This is a genomic window from Rhodoferax sp. (assembly GCF_028689295.1).
GTDB lineage: Bacteria > Pseudomonadota > Gammaproteobacteria > Burkholderiales > Burkholderiaceae_C > Rhodoferax.
Genome location: NZ_JAQTWL010000003.1, coordinates 1 through 25,527 on the forward strand (window position 1 = coordinate 1; position 25,527 = coordinate 25,527).

General features: G+C 59.1%; 36 protein-coding genes and 1 tRNA gene. 32 read left to right on the forward strand and 5 right to left on the reverse strand.

Going from position 1 to position 25,527, the window contains the following annotated elements; genetic code table 11:
- The 10 genes from hisH to tatC all read left to right on the forward strand — a co-directional run.
- Positions 1–622, forward strand: a 622-nt coding sequence (gene hisH, locus PHF15_RS03900; protein WP_300119103.1) for an imidazole glycerol phosphate synthase subunit HisH, incomplete at its 5' end; no start/stop codon positions are given.
- A 65-nt stretch (positions 623–687) separates the two neighbouring features.
- On the forward strand, positions 688–1,428 hold the full coding sequence (gene hisA, locus PHF15_RS03905; RefSeq protein WP_300119105.1) for a 1-(5-phosphoribosyl)-5-[(5-phosphoribosylamino)methylideneamino]imidazole-4-carboxamide isomerase: 741 nt from the start codon (positions 688–690) through the stop codon (positions 1,426–1,428).
- A gap of 15 nt (positions 1,429–1,443) precedes the next feature.
- Positions 1,444–2,244 carry an imidazole glycerol phosphate synthase subunit HisF gene (gene hisF, locus PHF15_RS03910; protein WP_300119107.1) on the forward strand — a complete coding sequence of 267 codons (801 nt, stop codon included), beginning with the start codon at positions 1,444–1,446 and terminating at the stop codon, positions 2,242–2,244.
- A 94-nt stretch (positions 2,245–2,338) separates the two neighbouring features.
- Positions 2,339–2,731, forward strand: a complete 393-nt coding sequence (gene hisI, locus PHF15_RS03915) for a phosphoribosyl-AMP cyclohydrolase (protein WP_300119108.1) — start codon at positions 2,339–2,341, stop codon at positions 2,729–2,731.
- A complete protein-coding gene (locus PHF15_RS03920) occupies positions 2,731–3,123 on the forward strand; it encodes a phosphoribosyl-ATP diphosphatase (protein WP_300119110.1) in 393 nt (130 codons plus the stop codon). The genes hisI and PHF15_RS03920 overlap by 1 nt, the downstream gene beginning before the upstream one ends.
- Positions 3,120–3,545: a hypothetical protein gene (locus PHF15_RS03925; RefSeq protein WP_300119111.1), complete on the forward strand. Its 426-nt coding sequence runs from the start codon at positions 3,120–3,122 to the stop codon at positions 3,543–3,545. Before PHF15_RS03920 ends, PHF15_RS03925 begins: the two co-directional genes overlap by 4 nt.
- A complete protein-coding gene (locus PHF15_RS03930) occupies positions 3,542–3,916 on the forward strand; it encodes a histidine triad nucleotide-binding protein (RefSeq protein ID WP_300119112.1) in 375 nt (124 codons plus the stop codon). The genes PHF15_RS03925 and PHF15_RS03930 overlap by 4 nt, the downstream gene beginning before the upstream one ends.
- Positions 3,917–3,983: 67 nt before the next feature.
- Positions 3,984–4,223, forward strand: a complete 240-nt coding sequence (gene tatA / locus PHF15_RS03935; RefSeq protein ID WP_296540793.1) for a Sec-independent protein translocase subunit TatA — start codon at positions 3,984–3,986, stop codon at positions 4,221–4,223.
- Positions 4,224–4,265: 42 nt separating this feature from the next.
- Complete coding sequence (gene tatB, locus PHF15_RS03940; RefSeq protein ID WP_300119113.1) at positions 4,266–4,739, forward strand: Sec-independent protein translocase protein TatB; 474 nt, start codon at positions 4,266–4,268, stop codon at positions 4,737–4,739.
- The gene (gene tatC, locus PHF15_RS03945) at positions 4,739–5,536 is read left to right on the forward strand and encodes a twin-arginine translocase subunit TatC (protein WP_300119115.1); all 798 of its coding nucleotides are present in this window, start codon (positions 4,739–4,741) and stop codon (positions 5,534–5,536) included. The genes tatB and tatC overlap by 1 nt, the downstream gene beginning before the upstream one ends.
- 5 nt (positions 5,537–5,541) lie before the next feature.
- Here tatC and PHF15_RS03950 read toward each other — a convergent pair whose 3' ends face one another.
- Positions 5,542–6,684: a trypsin-like peptidase domain-containing protein gene (locus PHF15_RS03950; RefSeq protein ID WP_300119117.1), complete on the reverse strand. Its 1,143-nt coding sequence runs from the start codon at positions 6,682–6,684 to the stop codon at positions 5,542–5,544.
- A 183-nt stretch (positions 6,685–6,867) separates the two neighbouring features.
- Here PHF15_RS03950 and PHF15_RS03955 point away from each other — a divergent pair, with 183 nt between their 5' ends.
- From PHF15_RS03955 to PHF15_RS03995, 9 genes are all read left to right on the forward strand, one after another.
- Positions 6,868–7,626, forward strand: coding sequence for a Nif3-like dinuclear metal center hexameric protein (locus PHF15_RS03955; protein ID WP_300119119.1), 759 nt, complete (start codon positions 6,868–6,870; stop codon positions 7,624–7,626).
- A gap of 1 nt (position 7,627) precedes the next feature.
- Entirely contained in the window at positions 7,628–8,746 is a 1,119-nt protein-coding gene (pdxA, locus tag PHF15_RS03960) for a 4-hydroxythreonine-4-phosphate dehydrogenase PdxA (RefSeq protein WP_300119120.1), read from the forward strand.
- Positions 8,747–8,808: 62 nt separating this feature from the next.
- The gene (petA, locus tag PHF15_RS03965) at positions 8,809–9,426 is read left to right on the forward strand and encodes a ubiquinol-cytochrome c reductase iron-sulfur subunit (protein ID WP_300119121.1); all 618 of its coding nucleotides are present in this window, start codon (positions 8,809–8,811) and stop codon (positions 9,424–9,426) included.
- Positions 9,427–9,437: 11 nt separating this feature from the next.
- Positions 9,438–10,838, forward strand: coding sequence for a cytochrome bc complex cytochrome b subunit (locus tag PHF15_RS03970; protein ID WP_300119123.1), 1,401 nt, complete (start codon positions 9,438–9,440; stop codon positions 10,836–10,838).
- Positions 10,839–10,853: 15 nt separating this feature from the next.
- Positions 10,854–11,543 (forward strand): cytochrome c1, encoded by a 690-nt coding sequence (locus PHF15_RS03975; RefSeq protein ID WP_300119125.1) that lies wholly within the window; start codon positions 10,854–10,856, stop codon positions 11,541–11,543.
- A 107-nt stretch (positions 11,544–11,650) separates the two neighbouring features.
- Entirely contained in the window at positions 11,651–12,262 is a 612-nt protein-coding gene (locus PHF15_RS03980) for a glutathione S-transferase N-terminal domain-containing protein (protein ID WP_300119127.1), read from the forward strand.
- An 18-nt stretch (positions 12,263–12,280) separates the two neighbouring features.
- Positions 12,281–12,805, forward strand: a complete 525-nt coding sequence (locus PHF15_RS03985) for a ClpXP protease specificity-enhancing factor (protein ID WP_300119129.1) — start codon at positions 12,281–12,283, stop codon at positions 12,803–12,805.
- A gap of 54 nt (positions 12,806–12,859) precedes the next feature.
- A tRNA-Thr gene (locus PHF15_RS03990) sits at positions 12,860–12,935 on the forward strand.
- Between the two features lie 127 nt (positions 12,936–13,062).
- Positions 13,063–13,437: a glutaredoxin gene (locus PHF15_RS03995; RefSeq protein WP_300119131.1), complete on the forward strand. Its 375-nt coding sequence runs from the start codon at positions 13,063–13,065 to the stop codon at positions 13,435–13,437.
- Positions 13,438–13,523: 86 nt separating this feature from the next.
- Here the strand turns inward: PHF15_RS03995 and PHF15_RS04000 are convergent, their stop codons facing one another.
- From PHF15_RS04000 to PHF15_RS04010, 3 genes are all read right to left on the reverse strand, one after another.
- Positions 13,524–13,706 carry a type I restriction-modification system subunit M N-terminal domain-containing protein gene (locus PHF15_RS04000; protein ID WP_300119133.1) on the reverse strand — a complete coding sequence of 61 codons (183 nt, stop codon included), beginning with the start codon at positions 13,704–13,706 and terminating at the stop codon, positions 13,524–13,526.
- A gap of 129 nt (positions 13,707–13,835) precedes the next feature.
- On the reverse strand, positions 13,836–14,309 hold the full coding sequence (gene trmL, locus PHF15_RS04005; RefSeq protein ID WP_300119135.1) for a tRNA (uridine(34)/cytosine(34)/5-carboxymethylaminomethyluridine(34)-2'-O)-methyltransferase TrmL: 474 nt from the start codon (positions 14,307–14,309) through the stop codon (positions 13,836–13,838).
- 46 nt (positions 14,310–14,355) lie between these two features.
- Entirely contained in the window at positions 14,356–15,051 is a 696-nt protein-coding gene (locus tag PHF15_RS04010; RefSeq protein ID WP_300119137.1) for a phosphoribosyltransferase family protein, read from the reverse strand.
- A gap of 46 nt (positions 15,052–15,097) precedes the next feature.
- Here PHF15_RS04010 and PHF15_RS04015 point away from each other — a divergent pair, with 46 nt between their 5' ends.
- From PHF15_RS04015 to PHF15_RS04045, 7 genes are all read left to right on the forward strand, one after another.
- Entirely contained in the window at positions 15,098–16,012 is a 915-nt protein-coding gene (locus tag PHF15_RS04015; protein ID WP_300119138.1) for a biotin synthase, read from the forward strand.
- The gene (locus PHF15_RS04020) at positions 16,005–16,232 is read left to right on the forward strand and encodes a cytochrome c oxidase subunit II transmembrane domain-containing protein (RefSeq protein WP_300119140.1); all 228 of its coding nucleotides are present in this window, start codon (positions 16,005–16,007) and stop codon (positions 16,230–16,232) included. The genes PHF15_RS04015 and PHF15_RS04020 overlap by 8 nt, the downstream gene beginning before the upstream one ends.
- A gap of 155 nt (positions 16,233–16,387) precedes the next feature.
- Positions 16,388–17,248, forward strand: coding sequence for a cytochrome c oxidase subunit II (coxB, locus tag PHF15_RS04025; RefSeq protein WP_300119142.1), 861 nt, complete (start codon positions 16,388–16,390; stop codon positions 17,246–17,248).
- A 40-nt stretch (positions 17,249–17,288) separates the two neighbouring features.
- Entirely contained in the window at positions 17,289–18,893 is a 1,605-nt protein-coding gene (locus tag PHF15_RS04030; RefSeq protein WP_300119144.1) for a cytochrome c oxidase subunit 1, read from the forward strand.
- 21 nt (positions 18,894–18,914) lie between these two features.
- A complete protein-coding gene (locus tag PHF15_RS04035; RefSeq protein ID WP_300119146.1) occupies positions 18,915–19,061 on the forward strand; it encodes a hypothetical protein in 147 nt (48 codons plus the stop codon).
- On the forward strand, positions 19,061–19,612 hold the full coding sequence (locus tag PHF15_RS04040) for a cytochrome c oxidase assembly protein (protein ID WP_300119148.1): 552 nt from the start codon (positions 19,061–19,063) through the stop codon (positions 19,610–19,612). Before PHF15_RS04035 ends, PHF15_RS04040 begins: the two co-directional genes overlap by 1 nt.
- Before the next feature lie 20 nt (positions 19,613–19,632).
- The gene (locus PHF15_RS04045; RefSeq protein ID WP_300119150.1) at positions 19,633–20,496 is read left to right on the forward strand and encodes a cytochrome c oxidase subunit 3; all 864 of its coding nucleotides are present in this window, start codon (positions 19,633–19,635) and stop codon (positions 20,494–20,496) included.
- A gap of 114 nt (positions 20,497–20,610) precedes the next feature.
- On the opposite strand, the gene PHF15_RS04050 is transcribed toward PHF15_RS04045, so the two are convergent.
- A complete protein-coding gene (locus PHF15_RS04050; protein WP_300119152.1) occupies positions 20,611–20,865 on the reverse strand; it encodes a DUF2909 domain-containing protein in 255 nt (84 codons plus the stop codon).
- 8 nt (positions 20,866–20,873) lie between these two features.
- Here PHF15_RS04050 and PHF15_RS04055 point away from each other — a divergent pair, with 8 nt between their 5' ends.
- The 6 genes from PHF15_RS04055 to PHF15_RS04080 all read left to right on the forward strand — a co-directional run bounded on the left by PHF15_RS04055 (position 20,874) and on the right by PHF15_RS04080 (position 25,526).
- Positions 20,874–21,584: an SURF1 family protein gene (locus tag PHF15_RS04055; RefSeq protein ID WP_300119154.1), complete on the forward strand. Its 711-nt coding sequence runs from the start codon at positions 20,874–20,876 to the stop codon at positions 21,582–21,584.
- Positions 21,581–22,255, forward strand: a complete 675-nt coding sequence (locus tag PHF15_RS04060) for a hypothetical protein (protein ID WP_300119156.1) — start codon at positions 21,581–21,583, stop codon at positions 22,253–22,255. Before PHF15_RS04055 ends, PHF15_RS04060 begins: the two co-directional genes overlap by 4 nt.
- A 23-nt stretch (positions 22,256–22,278) precedes the next feature.
- Positions 22,279–23,481 (forward strand): COX15/CtaA family protein, encoded by a 1,203-nt coding sequence (locus PHF15_RS04065; protein ID WP_300119157.1) that lies wholly within the window; start codon positions 22,279–22,281, stop codon positions 23,479–23,481.
- A complete protein-coding gene (gene cyoE, locus PHF15_RS04070; protein WP_300119158.1) occupies positions 23,478–24,371 on the forward strand; it encodes a heme o synthase in 894 nt (297 codons plus the stop codon). Before PHF15_RS04065 ends, cyoE begins: the two co-directional genes overlap by 4 nt.
- 40 nt (positions 24,372–24,411) lie before the next feature.
- A complete protein-coding gene (locus PHF15_RS04075; protein WP_300119160.1) occupies positions 24,412–25,023 on the forward strand; it encodes an SCO family protein in 612 nt (203 codons plus the stop codon).
- Positions 25,024–25,172: 149 nt separating this feature from the next.
- On the forward strand, positions 25,173–25,526 hold the full coding sequence (locus PHF15_RS04080; RefSeq protein WP_300119161.1) for an HPF/RaiA family ribosome-associated protein: 354 nt from the start codon (positions 25,173–25,175) through the stop codon (positions 25,524–25,526).
- Position 25,527: the final 1 nt, after the last annotated feature.

The window sequence follows — 25,527 nt, forward strand, 5'->3', positions numbered from 1 at the left end:
CAATTTGCGCTCTGTCTCGCAAGCAGTCCAAGCGGCGGCTGTGGGCACTGGCTTTGAAGTCGTGATCACCCAAGACCCCGATGTGGTGCGTGCTGCCCAACGCATTGTGCTGCCGGGCCGGGGCGCCATGCCGGATTGCATGCGCGAGCTGCGCGAATCGGGCTTGCAACAGTCGGTGCTGGAGGCCGCTGCCAGCAAACCCTTGTTTGGCGTCTGTGTGGGCATGCAAATGCTGTTGGACCACAGCGCGGAGGGGAATACGCCAGGTTTGGGCCTGATTCATGGCGAGGTCATCAAATTCGATCTGGCGGGTCAACTGCAACCCGATGGCAGCCGCTACAAGGTGCCGCAAATGGGCTGGAACCAAGTGTGGCGCAACAACCATGGCGGCGCTCCGCACCCAGTTTGGGGCGACGTGCCAGACGGCAGCTATTTCTATTTTGTTCACAGCTTTTACGCCAAACCGTCTGATCCACGCCACAGCGTGGGCGAAACCGACTATGGTCAGCGCTTTAGTTCGGCCATTGCCCGTGATAATATTTTTGCCACCCAGTTTCACCCTGAAAAAAGCGCCGAACATGGCCTGAGCCTGTACCGTAATTTCCTCCACTGGAATCCTTGAACTCTTTGTCTCACCGTTATGGCTGCGCCAGCCGAAGCCTATTCACTCCCTCCCACTGAAGCATCATGCTTTTAATTCCCGCGATTGATCTTAAAGACGGCCATTGCGTGCGCCTGCAGCAAGGCGACATGGCACTTTCCACCACCTTCAGCGAAGAGCCATCGATCATGGCGCGCAGCTGGGTTGACAAGGGCGCGCGCCGGGTGCATTTGGTGGACTTGAATGGCGCCTTTGCCGGACAGCCCAAGAATGAGGCGGCGATTCGCAAAATACTCAAAACGATAGGCAGCGAGGTCGATGTGCAACTGGGCGGCGGCATTCGGGACTTGGACACCATCGAGCGCTACCTGGATGCTGGCTTGCGCTACGTCATCATCGGTACTGCGGCGGTGCGTAACCCTGGGTTTTTGCAGGATGCCTGCACGGCTTTTGGCGGCCACATCATCGTCGGACTGGATGCCAAGGACGGCAAGGTGGCCACTGACGGCTGGAGCAAGCTCACGCGCCACGATGTTGTGGATTTGGGCAAGAAGTTCGAAGACTTCGGCGTCGAATCCATCATCTACACCGACATTGGCCGCGACGGCATGCTCACTGGCATTAACATCGAGGCCACGGTGCGCCTGGCGCAGGCGCTGACGATTCCGGTGATCGCCTCGGGCGGCCTGAGCAGCATGGCTGACATCGAAGCCTTGTGCGCAGTGGAAGACGAAGGCATCGACGGCGTCATCTGCGGTCGCGCCATTTACAGTGGCGATCTGGACTTTGAAGCTGCACAAGAATTGGCTGATGAGCTGAATGGCTGATCAGCAGACATTACCGTGCTAGCCAAGCGCATCATTCCCTGCCTTGACGTCACCGGCGGGCGGGTCGTCAAGGGCGTCAACTTTGTCGAGTTGCGCGATGCGGGTGACCCGGTAGAAATCGCTGCGCGCTACAACGAGCAGGGCGCTGACGAGCTCACTTTTCTCGACATCACCGCCACCAGCGACGGGCGCGATTTGATTCTGCACATCATCGAGGCGGTGGCCAGCCAGGTTTTCATCCCGCTCACCGTGGGCGGTGGCGTGCGCACGGTCGATGACGTGCGCCGCCTGCTCAACGCTGGCGCTGACAAAACCAGTTTCAACTCGGCAGCCATTGCCAATCCGCAGGTCATTCGCGACGCCTCGGGCAAATACGGCGCACAGTGCATCGTGGTGGCGATTGATGCCAAACGTCGTAGCGGTGCTGATCTTCAGCGCTTGGGTGCCAGTGGGCAAATCCTGGGTGAAGGTTGGGATGTTTATAGCCACGGCGGGCGCAAGAACACCGGCTTGGATGCGGTGGCCTGGGCGCGCCAGATGGCCGACTTTGGCGCAGGCGAGATTTTGCTCACCAGCATGGACCGAGATGGCACCAAGGCGGGTTTTGACCTGGAACTCACCCGGGCGGTCAGCGACGCGGTGGGCGTGCCCGTGATCGCATCGGGCGGCGTCGGCACGCTGGACCACCTGGCCGACGGCATTCAAATTGGCGGCGCCGATGCAGTGCTGGCGGCCAGCATTTTTCATTACGGCGAGTTCACCGTGGCGCAGGCCAAGGCCCATATGGCGGTGCGCGGCATCCCGGTCAGAATCTGAAAATTTGCGCCACGGCCCAAGGCAACGCGAAGGGGTTTGCTCTGTCGTCAACAATTCTCCTGAGGTTGGCTGGCCAATCATCGACAATTCGCCCATGAACTTTCTCGATCAACTGAAATGGGACGCGCAAGGCCTGATTCCTGCCATTGCGCAGGAGCAGGGCAGTGGCGATGTACTGATGATGGCCTGGATGAACCGCGAGGCGCTGCAAAAAACCGCTGAGCTGGGGCGCGCTGTGTATTTCAGCCGCTCGCGCAACAAACTGTGGTTCAAAGGCGAGGAGTCCGGCCACGTGCAAACCGTGCATGAAATCCGCGTTGATTGCGATCAGGACGTGATTTTGCTCAAGGTCACGCAAACCGGCCACACACCGGGTCTGGCCTGTCACACCGGACGTCACAGCTGTTTTTTCAGGGTGTATGACAATGGCGCCTGGAAAGTTGTTGATCCGGTTCTGAAAGACCCGCAAACCATTTACAAAAGCTGATGAGCCCCGATAAAAATTCTGCCGATTCCCTGGCGGCACTGGCCGCCGTGATCGCCTCGCGCCTGCCGGCCCGAGGTGGCGACCCCGAGGCCAGCTATGTGGCGAGGCTGCTGCACAAAGGCCCGGACGCCTTTCTGAAAAAAATTGGCGAGGAGGCTACCGAGGTGGTGATGGCAGCCAAGGACGCCGACCACGGTGGCGACAAGCGCAAGATCGTCTGTGAAGTGGCCGACCTGTGGTTTCACAGCATGATCGCGCTGGCCCATTACGGCCTGAGTCCGGCTGATGTGATTGCCGAACTGCAGCGCCGCGAAGGCACCAGCGGTCTGGAAGAAAAAGCCATGCGCAAGGTCAAGGCGCGCGAGGCGCAGTCTCAAGGAGAAAACTCATGACCCAGGATTTCACCACCCCTGAAAACCCCAAGGCTGGTGCAGAGTGGCGCGAACTGGACCTGCAAACGCTCAACGGGCTCAATGCTTGGGGGACAGTCAGCTACGTCTTGCATTTAATCGTGGCAGTGGGCGCGCTGATTCCGGGCGGCCAGTTCGGCCCGCTGCTGCTCATCATTGCGTTGGTGATCGACCTGGTCAAGCGCGACGACGCGGCGGGAACCTGGCACGCTTCGCACTTCAGCTGGCGCATTCGCACGGTCATTATCGCAGCGCTGCTCTACTTGGTCACGGCGCCGCTCTGGCTGCTGCTGTTCCTGCCGGGCTGGCTGGCCTGGTTGGCCATTTCGGTCTGGTTCCTGTACCGCATCGTGCTGGGCATGGTGCGCATGAACAAAGGTGTGCCAATGGAGATACCAGCATGATCGAACACGTGGTTCCGAGTGATCCGGATTGTCTGTTTTGCAAAATTGTGGCTGGCAAAATCCCGTCAAAGCAGGTTTATCAAGATGATGAGTTGTACGCTTTCCACGACATCCACCCGTGGGCGCCGGTGCATTTCCTGATCATTCCCAAGCTGCATATTCCGTCCATGGCGCTGTTGACGGAGGAGCACGCGGCACTGATGGGGCGCATGATGGTGCTGATTCCCAAACTGGCCTTGCAGGAAGGCTGCAATCCCTACCCCGAGGGCGGCTTCCGGATGCTGGCCAACACAGGTGCCGAAGGCGCTCAGGAGGTGCACCATTTGCATGTGCATGTCATGGGCGGTCCACGCCCCTGGTTGCGGGGTTAAATTTTCCTTTTCCGGCGCGCCAATCAGGTGCGCCCATTAAAATCCACGCATTCATTAGGAGACCGCAATGGGTTCATTTTCTATTTGGCATTGGTTGATTGTTCTGTTGATCGTCATCATGGTGTTTGGCACCAAAAAGCTCAAAAACCTCGGAGGCGACCTTGGGGGCGCGGTCAAGGGCTTCAAAGAAGGCATGAAGGAGGGCGGCGCTGCGCCTGAAGAAAAGCCTGCCGAGAGCGCCCAGGTGGCCAATGCTGCCGCCGCTGAAAAAACCACGATCGACGTGGAAGCCAAGCAAAAGTCGTGATCAGTGCATGGTTGGCGGGTTCTGGCCTGGCGCTAGGTTCGCATGATTGATCTGGGTATTTCCAAGCTGGTCATGATCGGTGCGGTGGCCTTGATCGTCATCGGCCCCGAAAAATTGCCACGTGTGGCGCGCACCGTCGGCGCCCTGATCGGCAAGGCGCAGCGCTATGTGAGCGATGTCAAGGCTGAGGTCAGTCGTTCCATGGAGCTCGATGAGCTCAAGAAGATGAAGGAAACGGTCGAGAGCGCGGCCAAGGATGTCAGCCAGTCGATGCAAACCAGTGCGTCAGATTTCGAAAAAACCTGGGCCGAGGCCACCAGCACGGCCTCCGAGCCTGGTTCAGACTATCAGGTCACCCTGCCGGAAGTCGTGCCCGAGTACCGTCACCCCAATAAAAATTGGCGCCTCAAGCAAGGGGCCACGCCCAACTGGTTCAAGGCCCGCGCCGGTGTGCGCACCAAAGCCCTGTCGGGCGCGGCCCGGGTTGCGCGGTTTCGCCCCACCAAATTCAATTGATGACTGATTCCCCCCAAAAAGACGACGAGCTGGCCGGTACCGAGCAGCCGTTTGTGGCCCACTTGGTTGAGTTGCGCGACCGCTTGGTCAAAGCGTTTATAGCCGTTGCAGTGGTCGCTGTTGTGTTGGGCATCTATCCCGGCCCAGGGGCGTTGTACGACCTGATGGCTGCGCCCCTGGTGGCCCATCTGCCCAAGGGGGCGACGCTGATAGCGACTTCGGTCGTGTCGCCCTTCATGGTGCCGCTCAAGGTGCTGCTGATGGCGTCCTTCATGATCGCCTTGCCGGTGGTGCTCTATCAGTTGTGGGCGTTCGTGGCGCCCGGCCTGTACTCGCACGAGAAAAAACTTGTTCTGCCGCTGGTGGTGTCGAGCACCGTGCTGTTTTTCATGGGCGTTGCGTTCTGCTACTTTTTCGTCTTTGGCCGCGTTTTTGCCTTTATTCAGAGCTTTGCCCCGGCCAGCATCACAGCTTCCCCCGACATCGAGGCTTATCTGGGCTTTGTACTGTCGATGTTTCTGGCCTTTGGCATGGCATTTGAAGTGCCGGTCGTGGTGGTGGTACTGGCGCGCATGGGCATATTCAGCATTCAAAAGCTCAAGGAATTCCGCGGCTATTTTGTCGTGCTGGCCTTCATCATCGCGGCCATCGTGACGCCGCCGGATGTGGTGTCGCAACTGGCGCTGGCCATTCCCATGTGTCTGCTGTACGAAGTGGGCATCTGGGCTGCGCAAATCTTCATTCGGCAAACCAAAGCGCCCGATGAGGCTGCTGAAACGACCGGCAGTCAAAGCTGAACAAATTACTGTGCCTGACGGCGCGCTTTGGGTCGTACGCCGGGGGTGACCTGCAAATTTGTTTTGCCATCGGCGCGCTGCACCTCAAATGCGGCAGCCGTGCCAGGCTTGAGTGCTGCCACCTGGGTCAATAACTCGGCCACGTTGTGGACCTCGCGCCCCGCGACAGCGGTCACCACATCGCCCGGCTTCATGCCCGCCAAAGCGGCGGGGCCGTTCTGCAGCACACCGGTGATGATCACGCCCTGTCGGGCTGACACGCCAAAGGTTTGCGCCAATTCAGGGGTTAACTCGCTGGGCTCCACGCCAATCCAGCCGCGCGTGACCTGGCCATCTTTGACAATGCCTTCGAGCACGAGCTTGGCGGTGGACACAGGAATGGCAAAGCCAATGCCCATGCTGCCGCCCGAGCGCGAGTAAATCGCGGTGTTGATGCCCAGCAGGTTGCCCTCGATGTCCACCAGCGCGCCACCTGAATTGCCGGGGTTGATGGCGGCATCGGTCTGGATGAAGTTCTCGAAGGTGTTGATGCCCAACTGGTTTCGCCCCAGCGCGCTGACAATGCCGCTGGTTACGGTCTGGCCGACGCCAAAGGGGTTGCCGATGGCCAGCACCTGGTCGCCCACCTGCAGGCTGTCGGAGTTGCCCAGCACCATCACTGGCAGTCGGTCCAACTCGATTTTGAGTACGGCGAGGTCGGAGTCGGGGTCGGTGCCGATGACCTTGGCGGGCGCGCGACGGCTGTCATTGAGGATGACGTCAATCTCATCGGCGCTTTCCACCACATGGTTGTTGGTCAAAATATAGCCATCGGCGCTCACAATCACGCCGCTGCCCAGCCCCACCTGCGGCGCATTGCCTTGTTCGCCAAAAAAGAATTTGAACCACGGGTCCATGTCGTGCGGACCCGATCTGGCGTTCTTGCTGGTGTTGATGCTGACCACGGCCGACGAAGACTTTTGCGCCGCCAGCCGGAAACTCCCGGGCGGCACGGTGGCTGCTTTCGTGGCGGGTGCCTCAATCAGGGCGACAGTGGTTGACCGGATGCCGCGGCCATCGAGCCAGGCCGGCTTGAGCGTGGCAACCACAAAATAGGCGGCCAGCAGCACCGTGACAGACTGGGAAAACAGGAGCCAAAATCTTTTCATGACGATGCAGGCGCGTGGCCCGGTGAAAATGGAACAAGAAACATCTCGATAAATTGTAGGTGTCCTGACCCATTTCAAGAGCCGACCCCTGCCTGATGTCCGTACGGTTGGCCATCGGGTGGTTCGAGAAAGCTGCTTGACTTGTCCGTTTATCATCGCAGCGATAAAGGATCTGACCCAGACATGTGTGAACGAGCCGAACTCTTGAACGCTTTTGACGCGCTGCTGCAACCCGAGCGTTTTCGCGACTACGGCCCCAACGGCCTGCAAGTGGAAGGCCGCGCCCAGGTAAAAAAAATCGTCTCGGGCGTGACTGCCAACCGGGCCTTGATCGATGCCGCCATTGCGGCCCGGGCAGATGCCATCTTTGTCCACCACGGCTTGTTTTGGCGTGGCCAGGACGGCCGCGTCACCGGCTGGATGAAGCAGCGCCTGGCTTTGCTGCTGGCGCATGACATCAACCTGTTTGCCTACCATTTGCCGCTGGATGCACATCCCGACTTGGGCAACAACGCGCAGCTTGGCCTGCGGCTGGGGCTGTTGGCGCAGGCCCGTTTTGGCGAGCAGGAGCTGGGCTGTCTCGGGCAGCGCGCTGATGGCGCTCCTTTTGCGTCGTCGCAAGACTTGGCACAGCAGATTCAAATGGCCTTGAATCGACCGGTGGTGCTGGTGGATGATGCACATAAGGCGATCAAAAATATTGCCTGGTGCACGGGCGGCGCGCAAAGTTATTTCGAGGCCGCCATCGCAGCCGGGGCCGACGCCTTCATCACCGGCGAGATTTCCGAACCGCAAGCGCACTATGCGCGCGAGTGCGGTGTGGCCTATCTGGCTTGCGGCCACCACGCCAGCGAGCGCTACGGCGCGCCGGCAGTGGCCGCGCATGTGGCCGCCCAACTAGGGCTGGTGCACGAATTCATCGACATCGACAACCCGGCCTGACATGACTGAACGCTCACTTTCCCGACCCATTGCCGTCACCCTGGGCGACCCCGCCGGCATTGGCGCTGAGATCATCGTCAAAGCGTTTCGGGATGCGCCTGATCTCACGCGAGGCTGTTTCGTGGTGGGCGATGTGGCCACCCTGCGCCGTGCGGCAGGCGTTGTGGCTGGCGCCGGCGTTGCCTTGCCGGTGGCCCTGTTGAGCGACGTGCAAGAGGCGCTGCACTGCCCGCCGCGCTGTGTGCCGGTATGGCAAATCGATTCGGCGGCGCTGCAAGGCGAGCCGCCACCCTCGCCACCCCCGTTTGGCCGGGTCAGCGCCAGGGCCGGACAACTGGCTGGTGATTGCGTGATCTGGGCGGCCAACGCTGCGCTGCGCGGCGAGGTGGCAGCCATGGTCACAGCGCCCCTCAACAAAGCCGCGTTGTCGCTGGCTGGAGCACCCTATGATGCTTTTCCGGGGCACACCGAGCTGCTGCAGGCATTGGCGGCGGCGCATGTGAAGACCACGGTGGCGCAACTGCCGGTGCGCATGATGCTGGCCAACGACGAGCTGCGTGTGGTGCTGGTCAGCATTCATGTGTCGCTGCTGCAGGCTTTGGCGGCGGTGACGTTCGACCAGGTGTTGCAGACCTTGCTGATCACCCACCACGCCCTGCAAGCAGTTTTAGGGCACCCGCCCAGAATCGGCGTGGCCGGCTTGAACCCGCATGCGGGCGAGGGCGGGCTGTTCGGCCGCGAAGAGCTTGACGTCGTTGGCCCGGCCGTGCTGGCCGCGCGCGCGCAAGGGGTGCTGGCCAGCGACCCGATCGCCCCCGACACGGTGTTCATGCGCGCCCGGGCGCAACACGGCCAGCCCGGCGAGTTCGATGTGGTGCTGGCCATGTACCACGACCAAGGCCTGATTCCGGTGAAATATCTGGGTGTGGACAAGGGCGTCAACGTGACGCTGGGCTTGCCCTTGGTGCGCACCAGCCCGGACCACGGCACTGCCTTCGACATTGCGGGCACCGGACGGGCCGATGCTGCCAGCCTGATCGAAGCCATTCGCGTGGCACGCCAATTGTGTAAAACTCGCTACGTTGCGGGGTTTGGCGACACCGCCATATCGCATAAGTGACAAAGGGCTCCGTTAGAATCAAGGGTTGTTACTAATATCCATCTTTTCCATTGAGGACACTCATGAGTGAAACGCTTGCCGCAAGCGGCCCCATCGACCCGAGTAAAAGAACCTGGCTGATTGCATCTGGATGTGCCGGAGCAGTGGGCGGCCTCGCCGCAGCCGTTCCTTTTGTCAGTTCACTCCAACCCTCCGAGCGCGCCAAAGCCGCTGGTGCCGCGGTTGAGGCCGACATATCAGCCATCCAGCCAGGCGAAAAAATGACGGTCGAATGGCGTGGCAAGCCGGTCTGGATCGTGCGCCGCACGCCCGAACAACTGGCTGCTTTGCCAAAGCATAACGACCAGCTGGCCGACCCCTTGTCGCAACGCAAGCCCAACGAGCAGGCCCCTGACTACGCCCGCAAGGACGAAACCCGCTCCATCAAGCCCGAATATCTGGTGGTGGTCGGTATCTGCACGCATCTGGGTTGCTCGCCGTCGGAAAAATTCAAGGCCGGTCCTCAGCCCTCTCTGCCCGACGACTGGGCGGGAGGTTTTTTCTGCCCCTGCCACGGCTCTACCTTTGACCTGGCCGGGCGCGTTTTCAAAAACAAGCCAGCGCCAGACAACCTCGAAGTGCCGCCGCACATGTATCTTTCCGACACCAAATTGCTCATTGGTGAAGACAAAAAAGCCTAAGGAGCAACAACATGGCTACTTTTCACGAAATCTCCCCCAATGCCTCGGCCGGTGCCAAAACCCTGAACTGGATTGACAACCGCTTCCCGCTCTCCAAGCTCTTCAAGGAGCACATGAGCGAGTACTACGCGCCGAAGAATTTCAACATCTGGTATATCTTTGGTTCACTGTCCCTGCTGGTGCTGGTGATCCAGATCGTCACGGGTATCTTTTTGGTGATGCACTACAAGCCCGATGCCGCCCTGGCCTTCGGCTCGGTTGAGTACATCATGCGCGACGTGCCTTGGGGCTGGTTGATCCGCTACATGCACTCCACCGGCGCATCAGCTTTCTTTGTTGTGGTGTACCTGCACATGTTCCGCGGCCTGATGTACGGCAGCTACCGCAAGCCGCGCGAGTTGATCTGGCTGTTCGGTTGCGGCATCTTTTTGGCCCTGATGGCCGAAGCGTTCATGGGCTACCTGCTGCCCTGGGGCCAGATGAGCTACTGGGGCGCCCAGGTGATCGTGAACCTGTTCTCGGCCATTCCGTTTATCGGCCCCGACCTGGCCTTGCTGATTCGAGGCGACTTCGTGGTGGGCGATGCCACCCTGAACCGCTTCTTCAGCTTCCACGTGATCGCCGTGCCGCTGGTGCTGCTGGGCCTGGTGGTGGCGCACATCATTGCCTTGCACGAAGTCGGCTCCAACAACCCGGACGGCATTGAAATCAAGGCCACCAAGGACGCCAACGGCATCCCGCTCGACGGCATTCCGTTTCATCCGTATTACTCGGTGCACGACGTTTTTGCGGTCAGCATGTTCCTGTTCGTGTTCTCTGCCATCGTATTTTTTGCCCCTGAAATGGGCGGATATTTCCTGGAATACAACAACTTCATCCCGGCGGATCCGTTCCAGACCCCGTTGCACATCGCCCCGGTCTGGTACTTCACGCCGTTTTACACCCTGTTGCGGGCGGTCACTACCGAGATGATGTACGTGCTTATCGGCTGCGTGCTGGTCGGCGCGGTGCTGGCGGTTGCCAAAATCAGGATGCCCAGCCTGTTCAAGGCCGTGATTGTGGGCGGCGCCCTGGTGGTGGTGGCCATGATGATGGCCATCGATGCCAAGTTCTGGGGTGTGGTCGCCATGGGCGGCGGGGTCGTGATTTTGTTTTTCCTGCCCTGGCTGGACAACAGCCCGGTCAAGTCGATTCGCTATCGCCCGACCTGGCACAAGTACCTTTATGCCGCTTTTGTCATCAACTTTTTTGTCATCGGCTATCTCGGAACACAACCCGTTTCCGTGATCGCAGGTCGCATTTCCCAGTTCGGCACCTTGTTCTACTTCGGCTTCTTCATTCTGATGCCCTGGTGGAGTCGCCTGGGTACGTTCAAACAAGTGCCCGGTCGTGTCAATTACACGGCCCACTGAACAGGAGAACAAAAAATGAAAATCATGGGACTCGCTCAAAAATTCGTTCTTGGTGTGGTCATGGCTCTGGGCCTGGCCGGCGCTGTACAGGCTGCTGCCGTAGGTGCCGCTTGGGACAAGGCCCCCAACCGCATCAATGACATGGGTGCCCTGCAAAGTGGCGCCAAGGTCTTTGTCAATTACTGCCTGAACTGCCACTCCGCCGCTTTCATGCGCTACACCCGCCTGACCGATATCGGCCTGACGCAAGACCAGATCAAGGACAACCTGCTGGTGACCAACAGCAAAATTGGCGACACCATGAAGTCCGCCATCGATCCGCAACAGGCCAAAGCCTGGTTTGGTGTCAATCCGCCCGACCTCACCGTCATCGCCCGTTCGCGTGCCGGTGCGGGTGGCTCGGGTGCCGACTACCTTTATTCCTACATGCGCGGCTTTTACCGGGACGAGACCAAACCCACGGGCTGGAACAACCACGTTTTCCCCAACGTGGCCATGCCGCATGTGCTGTGGGAATTGCAGTCCAGCATGACCCCCGGCCAATACGACCAAACCATTGGCGACCTGGTGAACTACCTGCAGTGGATGGCTGAACCCGCCCAAACCACGCGCAAGAACATCGGCATCTGGGTGTTGATATTCCTGGCTGGGTTGACTTTCCTCACCTGGCAACTCAACAAGGCGTATTGGAAAGATATCAAGTAAGCTATTGATCACCGGTTGCTACAAAGCCTCCAGGCGGCGTAGTTCAACCCTTCAGAGTGGGCAGCTCACCAGCCGCCCGCTCTTTTACTTTTTTAGGAGCCTCCACCATGATGGTGCTTTACTCGGGTACAACCTGCCCTTTTTCACATCGCTGCCGTTTCGTCCTGTTTGAAAAAGGCATGGACTTTGAAATTCGTGATGTTGACCTGTACAACAAACCCGAAGACATCAGCGTCATGAACCCCTATGGCCAGGTGCCGATTTTGGTGGAGCGCGACCTGATCCTGTATGAATCCAACATCATCAACGAGTACATCGACGAGCGCTTTCCGCACCCACAATTGATGCCCGGCGACCCGGTCGACCGGGCGCGCGTCCGGCTTTTTCTGCTCAACTTCGAAAAAGAACTGTTCACCCACGTGATCACGCTCGAATCCCGCACCGCCAAGACCAACGAAAAAGCGCTGGAAAAGGCCCGGGCACACATTCGTGACCGCCTCACCCAGCTCGCGCCTGTGTTTCTTAAAAACAAGTTCATGCTGGGCGAGGGCTTCTCGATGCTCGACGTGGCCATTGCGCCGCTGCTCTGGCGTCTGGATTACTACGGCATCGAACTCAGCAAAAATGCGGCGCCCTTGCTCAAATATGCCGAGCGCATCTTTTCGCGCCCGGCCTACATCGAAGCGCTCACGCCGTCAGAAAAAGTCATGCGCAAATAATGAGGCGGTGCTGATTCAATGAAGCCATCCTTAGAGCCAACATCGTCCCAGCCCTACCTGATCCGCGCCTGGCATGAATGGTGTACCGACAACGGGTTGACACCTTACGTGACCGTGGCGGTTGACGGTGCGGTCCAGGTGCCGCGCGAATTCGTCAAGGATGGCGAAATCGTGCTCAACATCAGCTATGACTCCACCGTGGGCCTGCAGATTGGCAACGACTATCTGTCGTTCAAAGCCCGCTTTGCCGGCGTGGCGCGCGACGTAATGGTACCGGTGGACCATGTCATGGCCATTTTTGCGCGCGAAAACGGCCAAGGCATGGCTTTCCCCAAAGCCAATCGCCATGAGCCTAGCGCGCAAGCCAGCGACGCATCGCAAACGTCAGAGGCGCAAGTCCAGGACAGCGTCAGCGTTGAACCAGCGCCTTCGCATCTGGCCAGCGTTCCTGCAGCCACTATTGCAGAGCCCAAAAAGCCCGGCAAAAAACCGGCAGCCGCCAGCAAAACTGGCGCGCGCCCGACACTCACACGTATCAAGTAAGCAGGCGTCTGGCCTGACTCAGACGTGAATTGTGTCATGTAAAATGACGTCCGTGCCGATTTAGCTCAGTTGGTAGAGCAACCGCCTTGTAAGCGGTAGGTCATCAGTTCGAATCCGATAATCGGCACCATCAGACAGTCCATAGGCCTCCAAGTAGTAATACTCGGAGGCCTTTTCATTGGAGCCGATCCGGATGTTCGAGTCCGGCTCTATTTTTTTGTGGCGATACTGACGCCTCAACCCTTCCGGAGTTCTCCATGCCACGCCCGATTCTTGACGAAACACACATTCATCCAGCTATTCGCAGCAAGGTCGCGGGCCATCAACAGGCCATCGTTCAGGAGGTAATGGCAGCGGTCCGAGGCAACGATGTGGTGGTGGTTGGCATGGGTTTGAACCCTTTCCCAAAAAACGCATGCAAGGCGCTGGACCTGATAGACCAGCCGCACAAGTACTTGGAGTACGGCAACTATTTCAATACCTGGCGTAAGCGAAATGCGCTCAAGATGTGGACTGGCTGGCCCACCTTTCCGATGGTGTTCGTCAAAGGCATGTTGGTAGGTGGTGCCAGCGAGCTAAAAGCACTAATCGACAAGGGTGAGTTAATAAAACTGTTGGCCCAAGCTGAGTAAGGATTGAGGCTCAGTGGGAGTTTCTGCGGGCAAATTCAGCGCATCGCCATTCATTTACCCCAACGCTCTCCCATCACCTGCGCCTACTACAGCACCAGGTCCACCGCGGCATCCTGCAGGTCTGGCGGGTACTTGTATTTGCGCAGGATGTCGGAGATGTACTTGGCGAAGATGAGGCCGAGCACCAGGTGCTTGTATTCGGCGGCGTCCATGTTGACGCGCAGCTTGTTGGCGGTGGCCCAAAGGGTCTTTTTGATGTCGTCAAGCATGAAATGCAGTCTTCCCCGTCTGGTTGTTCTTGATTTTGTGACAGTAATTATGCGTCCCAAAGGCAATGCGCCGCGCATGGCTGACGCTCTTCAACTATGCGGTGACTTTTGCCGCTGATGGCTTCCAATTCAAGGCGTCAGGCTGCCAAAGCCATTTTGCCGCCAGGCCTCGAACACGGTCACGGCCACCGCGTTGGATAGGTTCAGGCTGCGCTGGCCGTGCATCATGGGAAGTTTGAAAGTTTGCTGTGGCGCGAACGACTGGCGCACCACCTCACTGAGGCCCTTGGTCTCGGAGCCGAACACCAGGTAGTCGCCGGCCTTGAAGCTCGCCTCAAACACGTTCTGGCTGGCACGAGTGGTCAGCGCAAACAACCGTTCGGGCGAGGGCTGCTGATCATCCAGAAAGGCCTGCCAGCTGGCGTGGCGTTTGACGGTGGCGTATTCGTGGTAGTCCAGTCCGGCGCGGCGCATGTGCTTGTCGTCCATCGAAAACCCCAATGGCTCCACCAGATGCAGGGTGCAGCCGGTGTTGGCCGCCAGGCGGATGACGTTGCCGGTGTTGGGGGGGATTTCGGGCTCGACCAGGACGATATGGAACATCGCCGCATTGTCATGCAAGTGGTCTGACCCGCAAGCTTTTCCAATCCTATTCAGTGCGTGCGATCACCAGACCGGTGATGTGGGCGGCCCCGGCTGCCTTGAGCGCGCGCGCCGCGGTGTAGAGCGAGGTGCCGGTGGTCATCACGTCGTCCACCAGCACCACGCGCAAGCCCTTCAACAAAGACGCTTTGAGCGGGTCCACGGCAAAGGCATGATTCAGGCTGGTCAGCCGCTCTGCACGCTTGAGGGTGTGCTGAGCCGGAGTTTCGGCAATGCGCAGCAAGACGTCGGCGCGGGTTTTGCGCGGGCTGAGTTGCTGCGCCAGCAACAGCGCCTGGTTGTAACCGCGGACTTGCAGGCGTTGCCGCGACAGCGGCATGGGCAGAACCAGGTCGGCGGCATCGAGTGAATGCTCGACCCAGGGCGTGGCCTTGAGCAGATCGGCAAAGAATCTGACCAGCGCCGGTTGGTCGTGAAACTTGAAGTCGGCCATCAGATGCGCCCAGGGAAAAGCGTAGGGCACGGCCGCCAGGCACCTTTCCAGCGGCGGCGCTTCTTTCAGGCAGATGCCGCATTGCGACAGACTGGCGGGCAAGGGCAGGGCACAGGTGCTGCAGCGGTGCTGAGGCTGGGCAAATTCGGCCACACATGGGTCGCAAACGGGTTGCGCCGGCCAGCTGTGGCAGACGCGGCACTGGCTGGCAGGTGGGCGCAACATCCTTGAAAACAGGCGTGTGAACATCCATTCAATATACTCGCGTCTCTTTTTTGAATGCGCCAAATGCGTTATGGCTGACCAAAACCCTCCCTCCGTTGATCCACAGGCCGTGCGGCGCTGGCACCACCGGCCGGTGGCCGAGCCTGCCTGGCTGCACGAAGAGGTGGCGCGGCGCATGCAGGAGCGGCTCGACTGGATCAAGCGCCAGCCCCGGAGCTGGGTGCATTGGGCGCCGCTCAATGGCGGGCTGGCGGGCCATGCCTTGTTGCAGCAGCGCTATCCGAAGGCGGCCTGCACTTTGGTGGAGACCAGCGCGGCGCGCGCTCAGCATGTGGCGCGGGCGGTCACGCTGCCCTGGTGGCACGCGCAGCGCTGGTTGCAGGCCACGCCCCAGGTGGTCACGCAAATCACTGAGCCTGCCGACATGCTCTGGGCCAACATGAGCTTGCACCTGACCGACCAGCCCCAGGTCCTGCTGCAGCAGTGGCATCAGGCGCTGGCGGTGGATGGCTTCTTGATGTTTTCCTGCCTGGGACCCGACACGCTGAAGGAATTGCGCGCGTTTTACCGGGTTTTGGGCTGGCCCGCGCCCAGTCATGAATTCACCGACATGCACGATTGGGGCGACATGTTGGTGGCGGCTGGTTTTGCCGAGCCGGTGATGGACATGGAGCGCATCACGCTCACCTTTGAGACGCCGCAGCGCGTGCTGCAGGAGTTAAGGGGCCTGGGGCGCAACCTCCATCTGGAGCGCTTTCAGGCTTTGCGCGGGCGTCGCTGGCACAGCGAGTTGCTGCAAGCCATCGAACATAGCGCCATGCAGCTCACTTTTGAAGTGGTCTATGGCCATGCCTTCAAGCCGGCACCCAAGCTGACGGTGAGTGCCCAAAGTGAAATTTCCCTGGACCAGATGCGTGCTGCGCTGACGCGCGGCAAGGCGGCAACGCGTGCCGTCCCCAAACCAGGCCTGGATCAATATGAATGAATTTGACTTTCGCTGGGCGCTGATGCTGCTCTGCCTGCTGGTGTTCGGCCTGTCGTTTGCCGTGCTGCTGTGGGCCGCCTGGCGCCACCATCGGCGTGCGGACGTGGAACGGGTCAATTTTCACAGTTCACTGGCCGTTGAGATTGCCTGGACGGTTGCGCCCTGCATCATTGTGTTGCTCTTGGTGTGGCCGACCGCGCGCATTTTCTGGACTCCCTGATCGCGTTGAAATTGCCCGGGAAGGGGGCCACCTCATGGGGTTTCCCCCTGTGGTTTCCGGGCAATTTATGAGCGATCATCCATTAGAATACATTGATAAATATCAACTACATGTTCAATAGTTGATCATCATCCCCACAAGAAGGACAGCGATTTATGCGTAGCTTGTACAAGTTTGGCTTGAGTGTTTTGCTGGCGTTAGGTTCGGCGGCAGCCTTGGCTGGTTATGCCTTTAATTTTCCGGAGCCGGTGACACCGATTGCCCGTGAAACGCTGCACATGCACAATCTGGTCATGGTGGTGATCCTGGTGATGTTCTTTCTGGTGTTCGGCTTGCTGATCTATTCGTTCCGCACGCACAACAAAGCTGCGGGCTACCAGGCTGGCAAATTCACCGGGCCTAACAACCGCAAGCAGTGGCTTTGGGTGCTGTCGCCGTTTGCCCTGTTGTTCTTTATTGACTACGTGGTGTTCGGCATTCCGGCCTATCACGCAGTCGTGTTGTACGAAGACACCAAGACCGATGCCGAACTGGTGGTCAAGGTGACGGGCAGCCAGTGGTTGTGGCAATACGATTTTCCGGCGGAAGGCGTCAGCTACACCAGCCGCCTGATCACACCGCGAGACCAGATCGACAGCGGCGCGGCCAAGGGCGAGCACTATCTGCTCGAAGTGGACAACCCTCTGGTGCTGCCTGTCGGTAAAAAAATTCGTTTCATCACCACTTCCAACGATGTGATTCACAGTTGGTGGGTGCCCGCTTTTGGCGTCAAGCGCGACGCCGTGCCTGGCTTCTTGCGCGAATTTTGGGCGACGGTTGAGAAAACCGGTACCTACCGTGGTCAGTGCTCCGAGTTGTGCGGCAAGGAACACGGTTTCATGCCGGTGGTGGTCAACGTGGTCAGCCAGGAAGAATTTGCCAAGTGGCTGGCCAGCAAGAAGCCCGTGGCGCCTGCACCAGCGCCCGCGGCGGCGGCAGAGCCAGTAGCCCAGGCCGTGGTGGCCAAGGCGCAGTGATCATTCAAGATTTTCAGAAATTCAGTAAAAGGAGTTGGTAATGGCACACGATATGGCGCATGGCTTGCCGGTCAGTGATTCCCATGAAGGGCATTACAAAGGCGGATGGGTTCGCTGGTTGGAAACCACCAACCACAAGGACATTGGGATCATGTACCTGATCTTCGGTTTCCTCATGCTGTTTGTGGGCGGCGCCATGATTTTGACGGTACGCCTGGAGTTGTTCCAGCCGGGTCTGCAGTTCGTGCAACCCGAGCTGTTCAACCAGCTGATTACCTTACATGGATTGGTGATGGTGTTTGGCTTTGCCATGCCGGTTGCCACCGGTCTGGCCAATTACATGCTGCCGATGATGATTGGCGCGCCTGATATGGCCTTGCCGCGCTTGAACAACTGGGGTTTCTGGATTTTGCCGCCAGCCGCGATCATGCTCACGCTGCCGTTCTTTTTGGGCTTGATGGGCATTGGCCCGGGCGCCGTGGACACGGGCTGGACACTGTACGCACCGCTGTCGATTCAAAGCGGCTGGGGCATGGACTTTGCCATTTTTGCCATCCACATGCTCGGTGTGTCGTCCATTTTGGGCTCGATCAACGTCATCGTGACCATTTTGAACATGCGCGCTCCGGGCATGACCTTGATGAAAATGCCCTTGTTTGCCCACGGTTTCCTGATGACCGCCGTGTTGCTCATCACGATCATGCCGGTATTTGCCGGTGGCGTCACGATGGTGTTGATGGATCGTCACTTCGATACGCACTTCTTTAATGCCGCCGGTGGTGGTGACCCGGTGCTGTGGCAGCACATTTTCTGGTTCATGGGCCATCCCGAGGTGTATGTGCTGCTGTTGCCCATTGCCGGCGCCTTGCCCCACGTGTTTTCTGCCTTTGCGCGCAAGCCGATATATGGTTACAAAGCACAGGTGTATTCCTTCTGGGCGATTGCAGGTTTGGGCTTGGTGGTGTGGGCGCACCACATGTTCACCAGCGGCATGTCGCTGGGCAGCCAGATTTATTTCATGTACATCACCATGGCGATTTCGTTCCCGTTGGCGGTGTTGTTCTTCTGCTGGATTGCCACCATCTGGAAGGGCTCCATGAGTTTTGAGACGCCGATGCTGTTTGCCTTGGGTTCGCTGGTATTGTTTGGCTGGGGTGGTGTCACCGGGCTGGCGTTGTCGGATGCGGCAGCCGACCCGCAGTACCACAACGCCTATTTCATGGTGGCGCACTTCCACTACGCCTTCTATCCCACGGCCGTGATGGGCGCGATGGCTGCGGTGTACTACTGGTTGCCCAAGTGGACCGGCCACATGCTTAACGAAACGCTGGGCAAGTGGCACTTTTGGGTCACCATCGTCGGCTTTAACCTGACCTTCATCCCGCAGTTTTTTGTCGGTCTGGCCGGTATGCCGCGCCGCATTCCTGACTACCCTCTGATGTTCACCGAGTGGAACATGCTCTCCAGCATTGGCGCGTTTATTTTGGGCGCTGCCCACTTGATCTTTGTCTATAACGTGTACAAAACCATCAAGGGCGGCGACAAGGCTGGTGACAAAGCGTGGGAAGGCGCTGAGGGACTGGAGTGGACCGTGCCTTCGCCTGCGCCCTACCACACCTTTGAGACCCCGCCGGTCATCAAATAATGTTGCACCGGGTCTGAAGCCATGAAATTATTCGAGTCCGATGTTCCGGTGATGGATGCCGCCGAATGGGAAAAGCGCAAACGCAGCAACAGGCGTTTGGGTTATATCTTTGGCGCCATCGTGCTGGCGATATTTTTGGGTTCCATATGGAAATACCGTCCCTTCTGATGAGTGTCTCGGCCTTTGATCGCCAGCGCAGCAATCTGCGCCTGGGGATCAAGCTTGGCTTCGTGGCCTTGTTTTTTGTCGGTTTTGGTTTTGCCATGGTGCCTTTTTATGACTTGATCTGTCGTATCACCGGGCTCAACGGGAAGACCAACGCGGTGGCGATGGTGGCCGACAAAAACACCCAGATTGATTTTTCGCGCTCGGTCAAGGTCGAGTTTTTGAGCCATTCGATGCCAGGCGTAGGCTTGCATTTCAAACCCGAAGGCTTTTCAATCCGCGTCCATCCCGGTGAGATTTCGCGCATGAACTACACCATCACCAACACCACAGACCAGGTGTTTGTGGGGCAAGCCATCCCCAGCATCACACCCGCCGTGGCCGCGCAGTATTTTGAAAAGCTGGAATGCTTTTGTTTCAGCCAGCAAACCTTCGCGCCGGGCGAGACCCGCACCATGCCGGTAGTGTTCGTGGTCAACCCCAAGCTTGACCCTGACTTTGGAACGGTCACGCTCTCCTACACTTTTTTTGAAGCCGTTAAAGCCAAAAGCTGATTTGATAAGGAAATAGAAGAATGACACATGCTACCCAACCTGCTGTGCGGGGTCACTATTTTGTGCCTGCGGCCAGTCATTACTCGACATTTTTGTCGGTGGGCATTTTTCTGCTGGCGCTCGGCTTCATCTTTCGGCTCAATGGCACGGCCCAGGGTGGCTGGAGCATGCTGGCTGGTGTTGCTCTGATTTTGTATGTGATCCTGGGCTGGTTCGGCGAAATCATCAATGAGAATGTGCGCGGCATCTACACGCTGTGGGAAGACCGTTCGTACCGTATTGGCATGGTCTGGTTCATTTTTTCCGAGGTGATGTTCTTTGCCTGTTTTTTCGGCGCGTTGTACTACATCCGCCGCATCGCCTTGCCGGAGATGGCGGGTTTTGAAGAGTCGCTGTCACCCTACGGCAAATTCACCAACGTCTGGCCGAGTGCCGGCCCGCTGGGTGACGCTTTCACACCCATGCACGCCTGGGGCATTCCCGCCATCAATACCATGCTGCTCCTGACATCCGGTGCCACGCTCACCTGGGCGCATTGGGGCCTGATCAAAGGCAAGCAAAGCCAGCTCACGCTGGGTCTTGCCATGACGGTGGCGCTGGGCATGACCTTCATGGGTTTTCAGGTGTATGAATATGCCCACGCCTACTCTGAGATGGGCCTGACTCTCGGCGCAGGCGTGTACGGCGCCACGTTTTACATCCTGACAGGGTTTCACGGCTTGCACGTCACCTTGGGCACCATCATGCTCATGGTGATGTTGGGGCGTGGCATGAAAGGTCACTTCTCTGAGCACAACCACTTTGCTTTCGAGGCAGTGGCCTGGTACTGGCACTTTGTGGACGTGGTCTGGCTGATCCTGTTTGTGTTTGTTTACATTCTCTGAAGCCAGTTCCCGTACCCGACTGGGTGCGGGTTGCCCGGCGCATTGATCATTTCGTCGCTCTGAGCCGCAAAGCCACTGCCTGGCCAGTGGCTTTGCGTTGTTTGCGCTGGGGTCTTAACCTCTGCCCGGAATCAGCCCAAAATAAAAACTGGCCAACAAGGCGGCAAACAGTGCGATGGACAAGCTGATGCGCACCGTCAGCGCCTGCACCACCCGTTTGCGTTTATCGGCGTCATCATTTTTGTAAAGCAAGGCCAGGGCGCTGAATAGACTCACCAGAATCAATGCCAAGGTCGCCAGAATTAAAATTTTCGCCAGCATCGCAGTCCTTCTAAAAATTGACTGCATTATGCTTTTACCAAGAGCCATCACCTTTCATGCATTTTCAATTCCGCCTGATTCCTACCCTGGCCATGCTTCTTGGCGTCATGCTGTTTGGCTACCTGGGTGCTTGGCAAAGCGGCAAAGGTGAGCGTTTGGCGCAGGAGCTTGAACGCCGTGCCGAGCGCAGCCAATTGGGCCCCGCCACGATGAACGGATCATTGGTGGCACCGCAGGCCGCACAGGATGCGCCCTTCACGGTCGTGGGCACCTATGAAGCGCAGTATCAGATATTTCTGGACAACCGTCAGGAAAATGACCAGCCGGGTGTCCACGTCATCACACCGCTCAAAATCGAAGGCTCGGAAACCCGGGTCCTGATCAACCGTGGCTGGGTGGGGTGGACCTTGGGGCGTTCTGTGCTGCCGGTGGTGGCGACACCTGCCGGGCGTGTTCAAATCACGGGTCTGGCCACCGTGCCCACGACCAAGAAGTTTTTTTTAATGCCCGACCATCCTGAAAGTTCACCCAAACTCTGGGCCAAACTGGACCTGGCACGTTTTCAGAATCTGCTGGGACACCCGCTGCAACCTGTGGTGTTGCAGCAAACGGGTGGTGAGGCGCCTGATACGCTGGTGCGCCATTGGCCTCCGCCGGATGACCGGGTTGGCAAACATCGTGGCTATGCTTTTCAGTGGTTTGGCATGGCCGTGGCGCTGATCCTGTTTTATCTGTTCGCCAGTTTTCGCAAAGGTGCAGACCAATGAACCCTTCAAGCGATGAGGTTTTGGGACTGGTGGTGCATTCACTGCCCACGCCTGGCGCAGCCGCTGTTGCGCCTGCGGGCGGGCGCCTGAAACTGCTGGCGATCTTGCTGGCCTGTTCACTGCCAGTGCTGGTGGCCTTATTTGTGTTTTACGTGGTGCGCCCGCAAGGCGAGGCCAGCTTTGGCGAATTGATCACGCCAGTGCGCCCGGTGCCGCAAGCCCAAGGCGAAGACCTTGATGGGGTCAAGGTGGCCTTGCCGTCGCTCAAGGCGCAATGGCTGCTGGTCAAGGTCGATGGCGGGGCTTGCATCAAGGACTGCCAAAAACAACTCACGGTCTTGCGCCAGTTTCGCCTGATGTTGGGCAAGGACATGGACCGCCTGGACTGGCTCTGGCTGATCAACGACCAGGCGCTGGTAGCGCCCGCGCTGGCAGCTGGCCTCAAGCACGACGGCGCCACCGTGCTGCGCGTCGATGCCGACACCCTGGCCAGCTGGTTGCCTGCGCCCGCCGGCAAAGCGCAGCAGGACTTTATCTATGTGGTTGACCCGATGGGCAACACCATGATGCGCTTCTCCTCCAGGCTCGACAGCGCGGCTGCCGCCAAGGCCAAGCGTGACATGGAGCACTTGCTGCGTGCTTCTCTCACATGGGATTCCCCCGGGCGCTAAGACATGTTGTCAGGTGTCATCCGATGAACTCACAACCCCTTTACGACCTGACGCCGCTGGCCAGCTTGCTGGGCTTGGGCGCGCTGCTGGCGCTGGGGCCGCTGGCGTGGGTCTATTGGCGCAACCGCCGCAGCGCGCCGCTGCAACGGCTGCAGGCCTTGCGCCTGTTCACCCTGTTTCTGACCTTTGATTTGATCCTGTTTGGCGCATTTACCCGGCTCACCGACTCAGGGTTGGGCTGCCCGGACTGGCCAGGCTGCTACGGTAACACCTCGCCGCTGGGTGCCCACCATGCCATCACCGCGGCGCAAGACGCCATGCCCAGCGGCCCGGTGACGCGGGCCAAAGCCTGGATCGAGATGATCCACCGCTACCTGGCCACAGGGGTCGGCGCCCTGATCATGGTGTTGGCTGCGGCGAGCTGGCTGCGCTGGCGCGCCAGCGTTCGGGCAGACATTGCGAGTCACCTCGGTGAACTGTCGCCCTGGTGGGTCACTCTGACCTTGTTCTGGGTCTGCTTGCAGGGCGCGTTTGGCGCCTGGACGGTCACTTGGAAGCTGTTTCCGGCCATCGTCACGCTGCACCTGGGCGGCGCTCTTGTGCTGCTGGCGTTGTTGGGGGTGCTGGTGGTGCGTGGCAGCACCGCCACCGTGCCACTGGCCATGTCGCTGACGATGCGGCGCTGGGTGGCGCTGGTCTTCGCCTTGCTGGCGCTGCAAATTTTGCTGGGCGGCTGGGTCAGCACCAATTACGCGGTGCTGGCATGCAGCGACTTTCCCCAGTGCCAAAACCGCTGGTGGCCCGAGATGAATTTCCAGCAAGGGTTTGAACTTTGGCGCCACCTGGGCGTGACCGGCACCGGTGAGCCCATCAGCTTTGCCGCGCTGACCGCCATCCACTATGTGCACCGGCTGGTGGCTTATCTGGTGTTGACGCTGCTGGCCGTGCTGGCCTGGCAGTTGAATCGCCTGGCGGCGTGGCGCGCCCACAGCCGCGTGCTGGCGGCGCTGGTCGGCCTGCAACTGGCCACCGGTTTGAGCAATGTGGTGCTGGACTGGCCGCTGTGGGCAGCGCTGCTGCACACCGGGGGCTCGGCCGCGCTGGTGCTGACGCTGACCTGGATCGCGGCCAGCGCGGCGCCCGTCACCAAGGCCGCTGTGCCTGCCACGCGGCGCGCCCGCGCCGCCGTCACGTCAGATAACTCCGAATCCGGAAGGTTGGCATGAGCACCCTGGCCCGTCCCACCGTGATGTCGGTGTTTGCGCAGTATTACGCGCTGACCAAACCGCGCGTGATCCAGCTGATCGTCTTTTGCGCCCTGATCGGCATGGTGCTGGCGGTGCCCGGCGTGCCGTCCTGGCGCGAGGTGGGCGTGGCCACTATCGCCTGCCTGGGCATCTGGCTGGTGGCGGGTGCTGCGGCCGCTTTCAACTGCATCATCGAAAAAAGCATCGACGCCAAGATGAAGCGCACCGCCTGGCGCCCCACCGCCAAGGGCGAACTGGGTGACCGGCAAACGCTGTTGTTTTCAGCCACCTTGTGCGCCGCCGGCTCAGGCCTGCTCTACTTCGCGGTGAATCCGCTCACCATGTGGCTCACCTTTGCCACCTTCATTGGCTACGCGGTTATCTATACCGTGATCCTGAAGCCGCTGACACCGCAAAACATCGTGATCGGGGGGGCCTCCGGCGCCATGCCGCCTGTGCTGGGCTGGGCCGCCATGGCGGGCAATGTGGGGCCGGAAGCGCTGATTTTGTTTTTGATCATCTTCCTGTGGACGCCGCCGCACTTCTGGGCGCTGGCGCTTTACCGGGTCGAAGACTACCGCAAGTCCGGCCTGCCGATGCTGCCGGTCACGCATGGCAACGAATTCACCCGGTTGATGGTGCTGCTTTACACGTTCATCCTGCTGGCCGCCTGTTTGCTGCCCTTCATTTATGGCATGAGCTCTTGGCTGTACCTGGGCGCTGCGGTGCTGCTCAACGTCGGCTTTATTCTGCACGCCTGGTGGTTGTGGCGCGACTATTCTGACTTGCTGGCGCGCAAGACCTTCCGCTTTTCACTGATTCATTTGAGCCTGCTGTTTGCCGCTCTGCTGATCGATCATTACGTGTGACGAGCGGGCATGTGGCCAGGTCCGGTTTATGATTGATCGCATGAACAAACGCAACGCGCTGAAATATCTATCTGGCTATGCCGTGATGATTGGGACGACTGGTCTTTTTTCCGCTTGCTCGCCGAACGCCCCCAAATTCACGGCCATCGACCTTACCGGCGCTGACTACGCCAAGGACTTCGCCCTCATTGATCACAACGGCCAGGCACGCACGCTCAAGGACTTCCAGGGCAAAATTGTCATGATGTTTTTTGGTTATACCCAGTGCCCCGATGTTTGCCCGACTTCGATGGCCGAGATGGCCGAGATCAAGCGGCTGCTGGGCAAGGAGGGCGAGCGTATCCAGTGCCTGTTCGTCACCATCGATCCCGAGCGCGACAAGCCCGAGATGCTCAGGGAATACATGGCCGCTTTTGACCCCACTTTTCTGGCGCTGGTGCCCACCTCTGAGCAATTGGTCGCGCTGGCCAAGGACTACAAGGTCTATTACAAAAAAGTGGACGGCCCGACGCCCACCAGCTACACCATGGACCACACGGCGGGCAGCTATGTTTATGACACCATGGGCAAGCTGCGCCTGTTCACGCGTTATGGCACCAAGCCCGAGCTGACGGCAGCTGACCTGAAACAGTTGTTGCCGCCAGCGCCCTGAGCGCCAATATCCAAAGGACGGTCCGATGCCTTGCCCATCGTGTGTGAACCCTGCGTATCATCAAGTCAGCAGTACCTGACGTGATGTAAAGTGAATGTGTTTGATAGTTTCTTCCGGTCAAGTTGCCGGACATAACCCAGGAGAAAAAAATGCAAATTCAAGTCAATACCGACGACCACATTCAAGGTGGTGATTCACTGGTTCAATGGGTGCGCGACGAGGCGGGCAACCGCCTGGCCCGCTTGAAAGACCATGTGACCAGGCTGGAAGTTTTCCTGACCGATGTGGACAGTGCGAAATCGGGCGTCAAGGACAAACGCTGCCGTCTGGAGGCCCGCGTTGTCAACCGCCAACCTGTCGCCGTGACGGCCGAGGCTGACAAGATGGGAACAGCCTTGATTGATGCCGTTGAAAAATTGATACGCGCTCTCGACACAGACCTGGGCCGCGTCAAGGACCGCAACAGTCGCGACACGATTCGCGCAGCACAAGATCAGGCGTGAC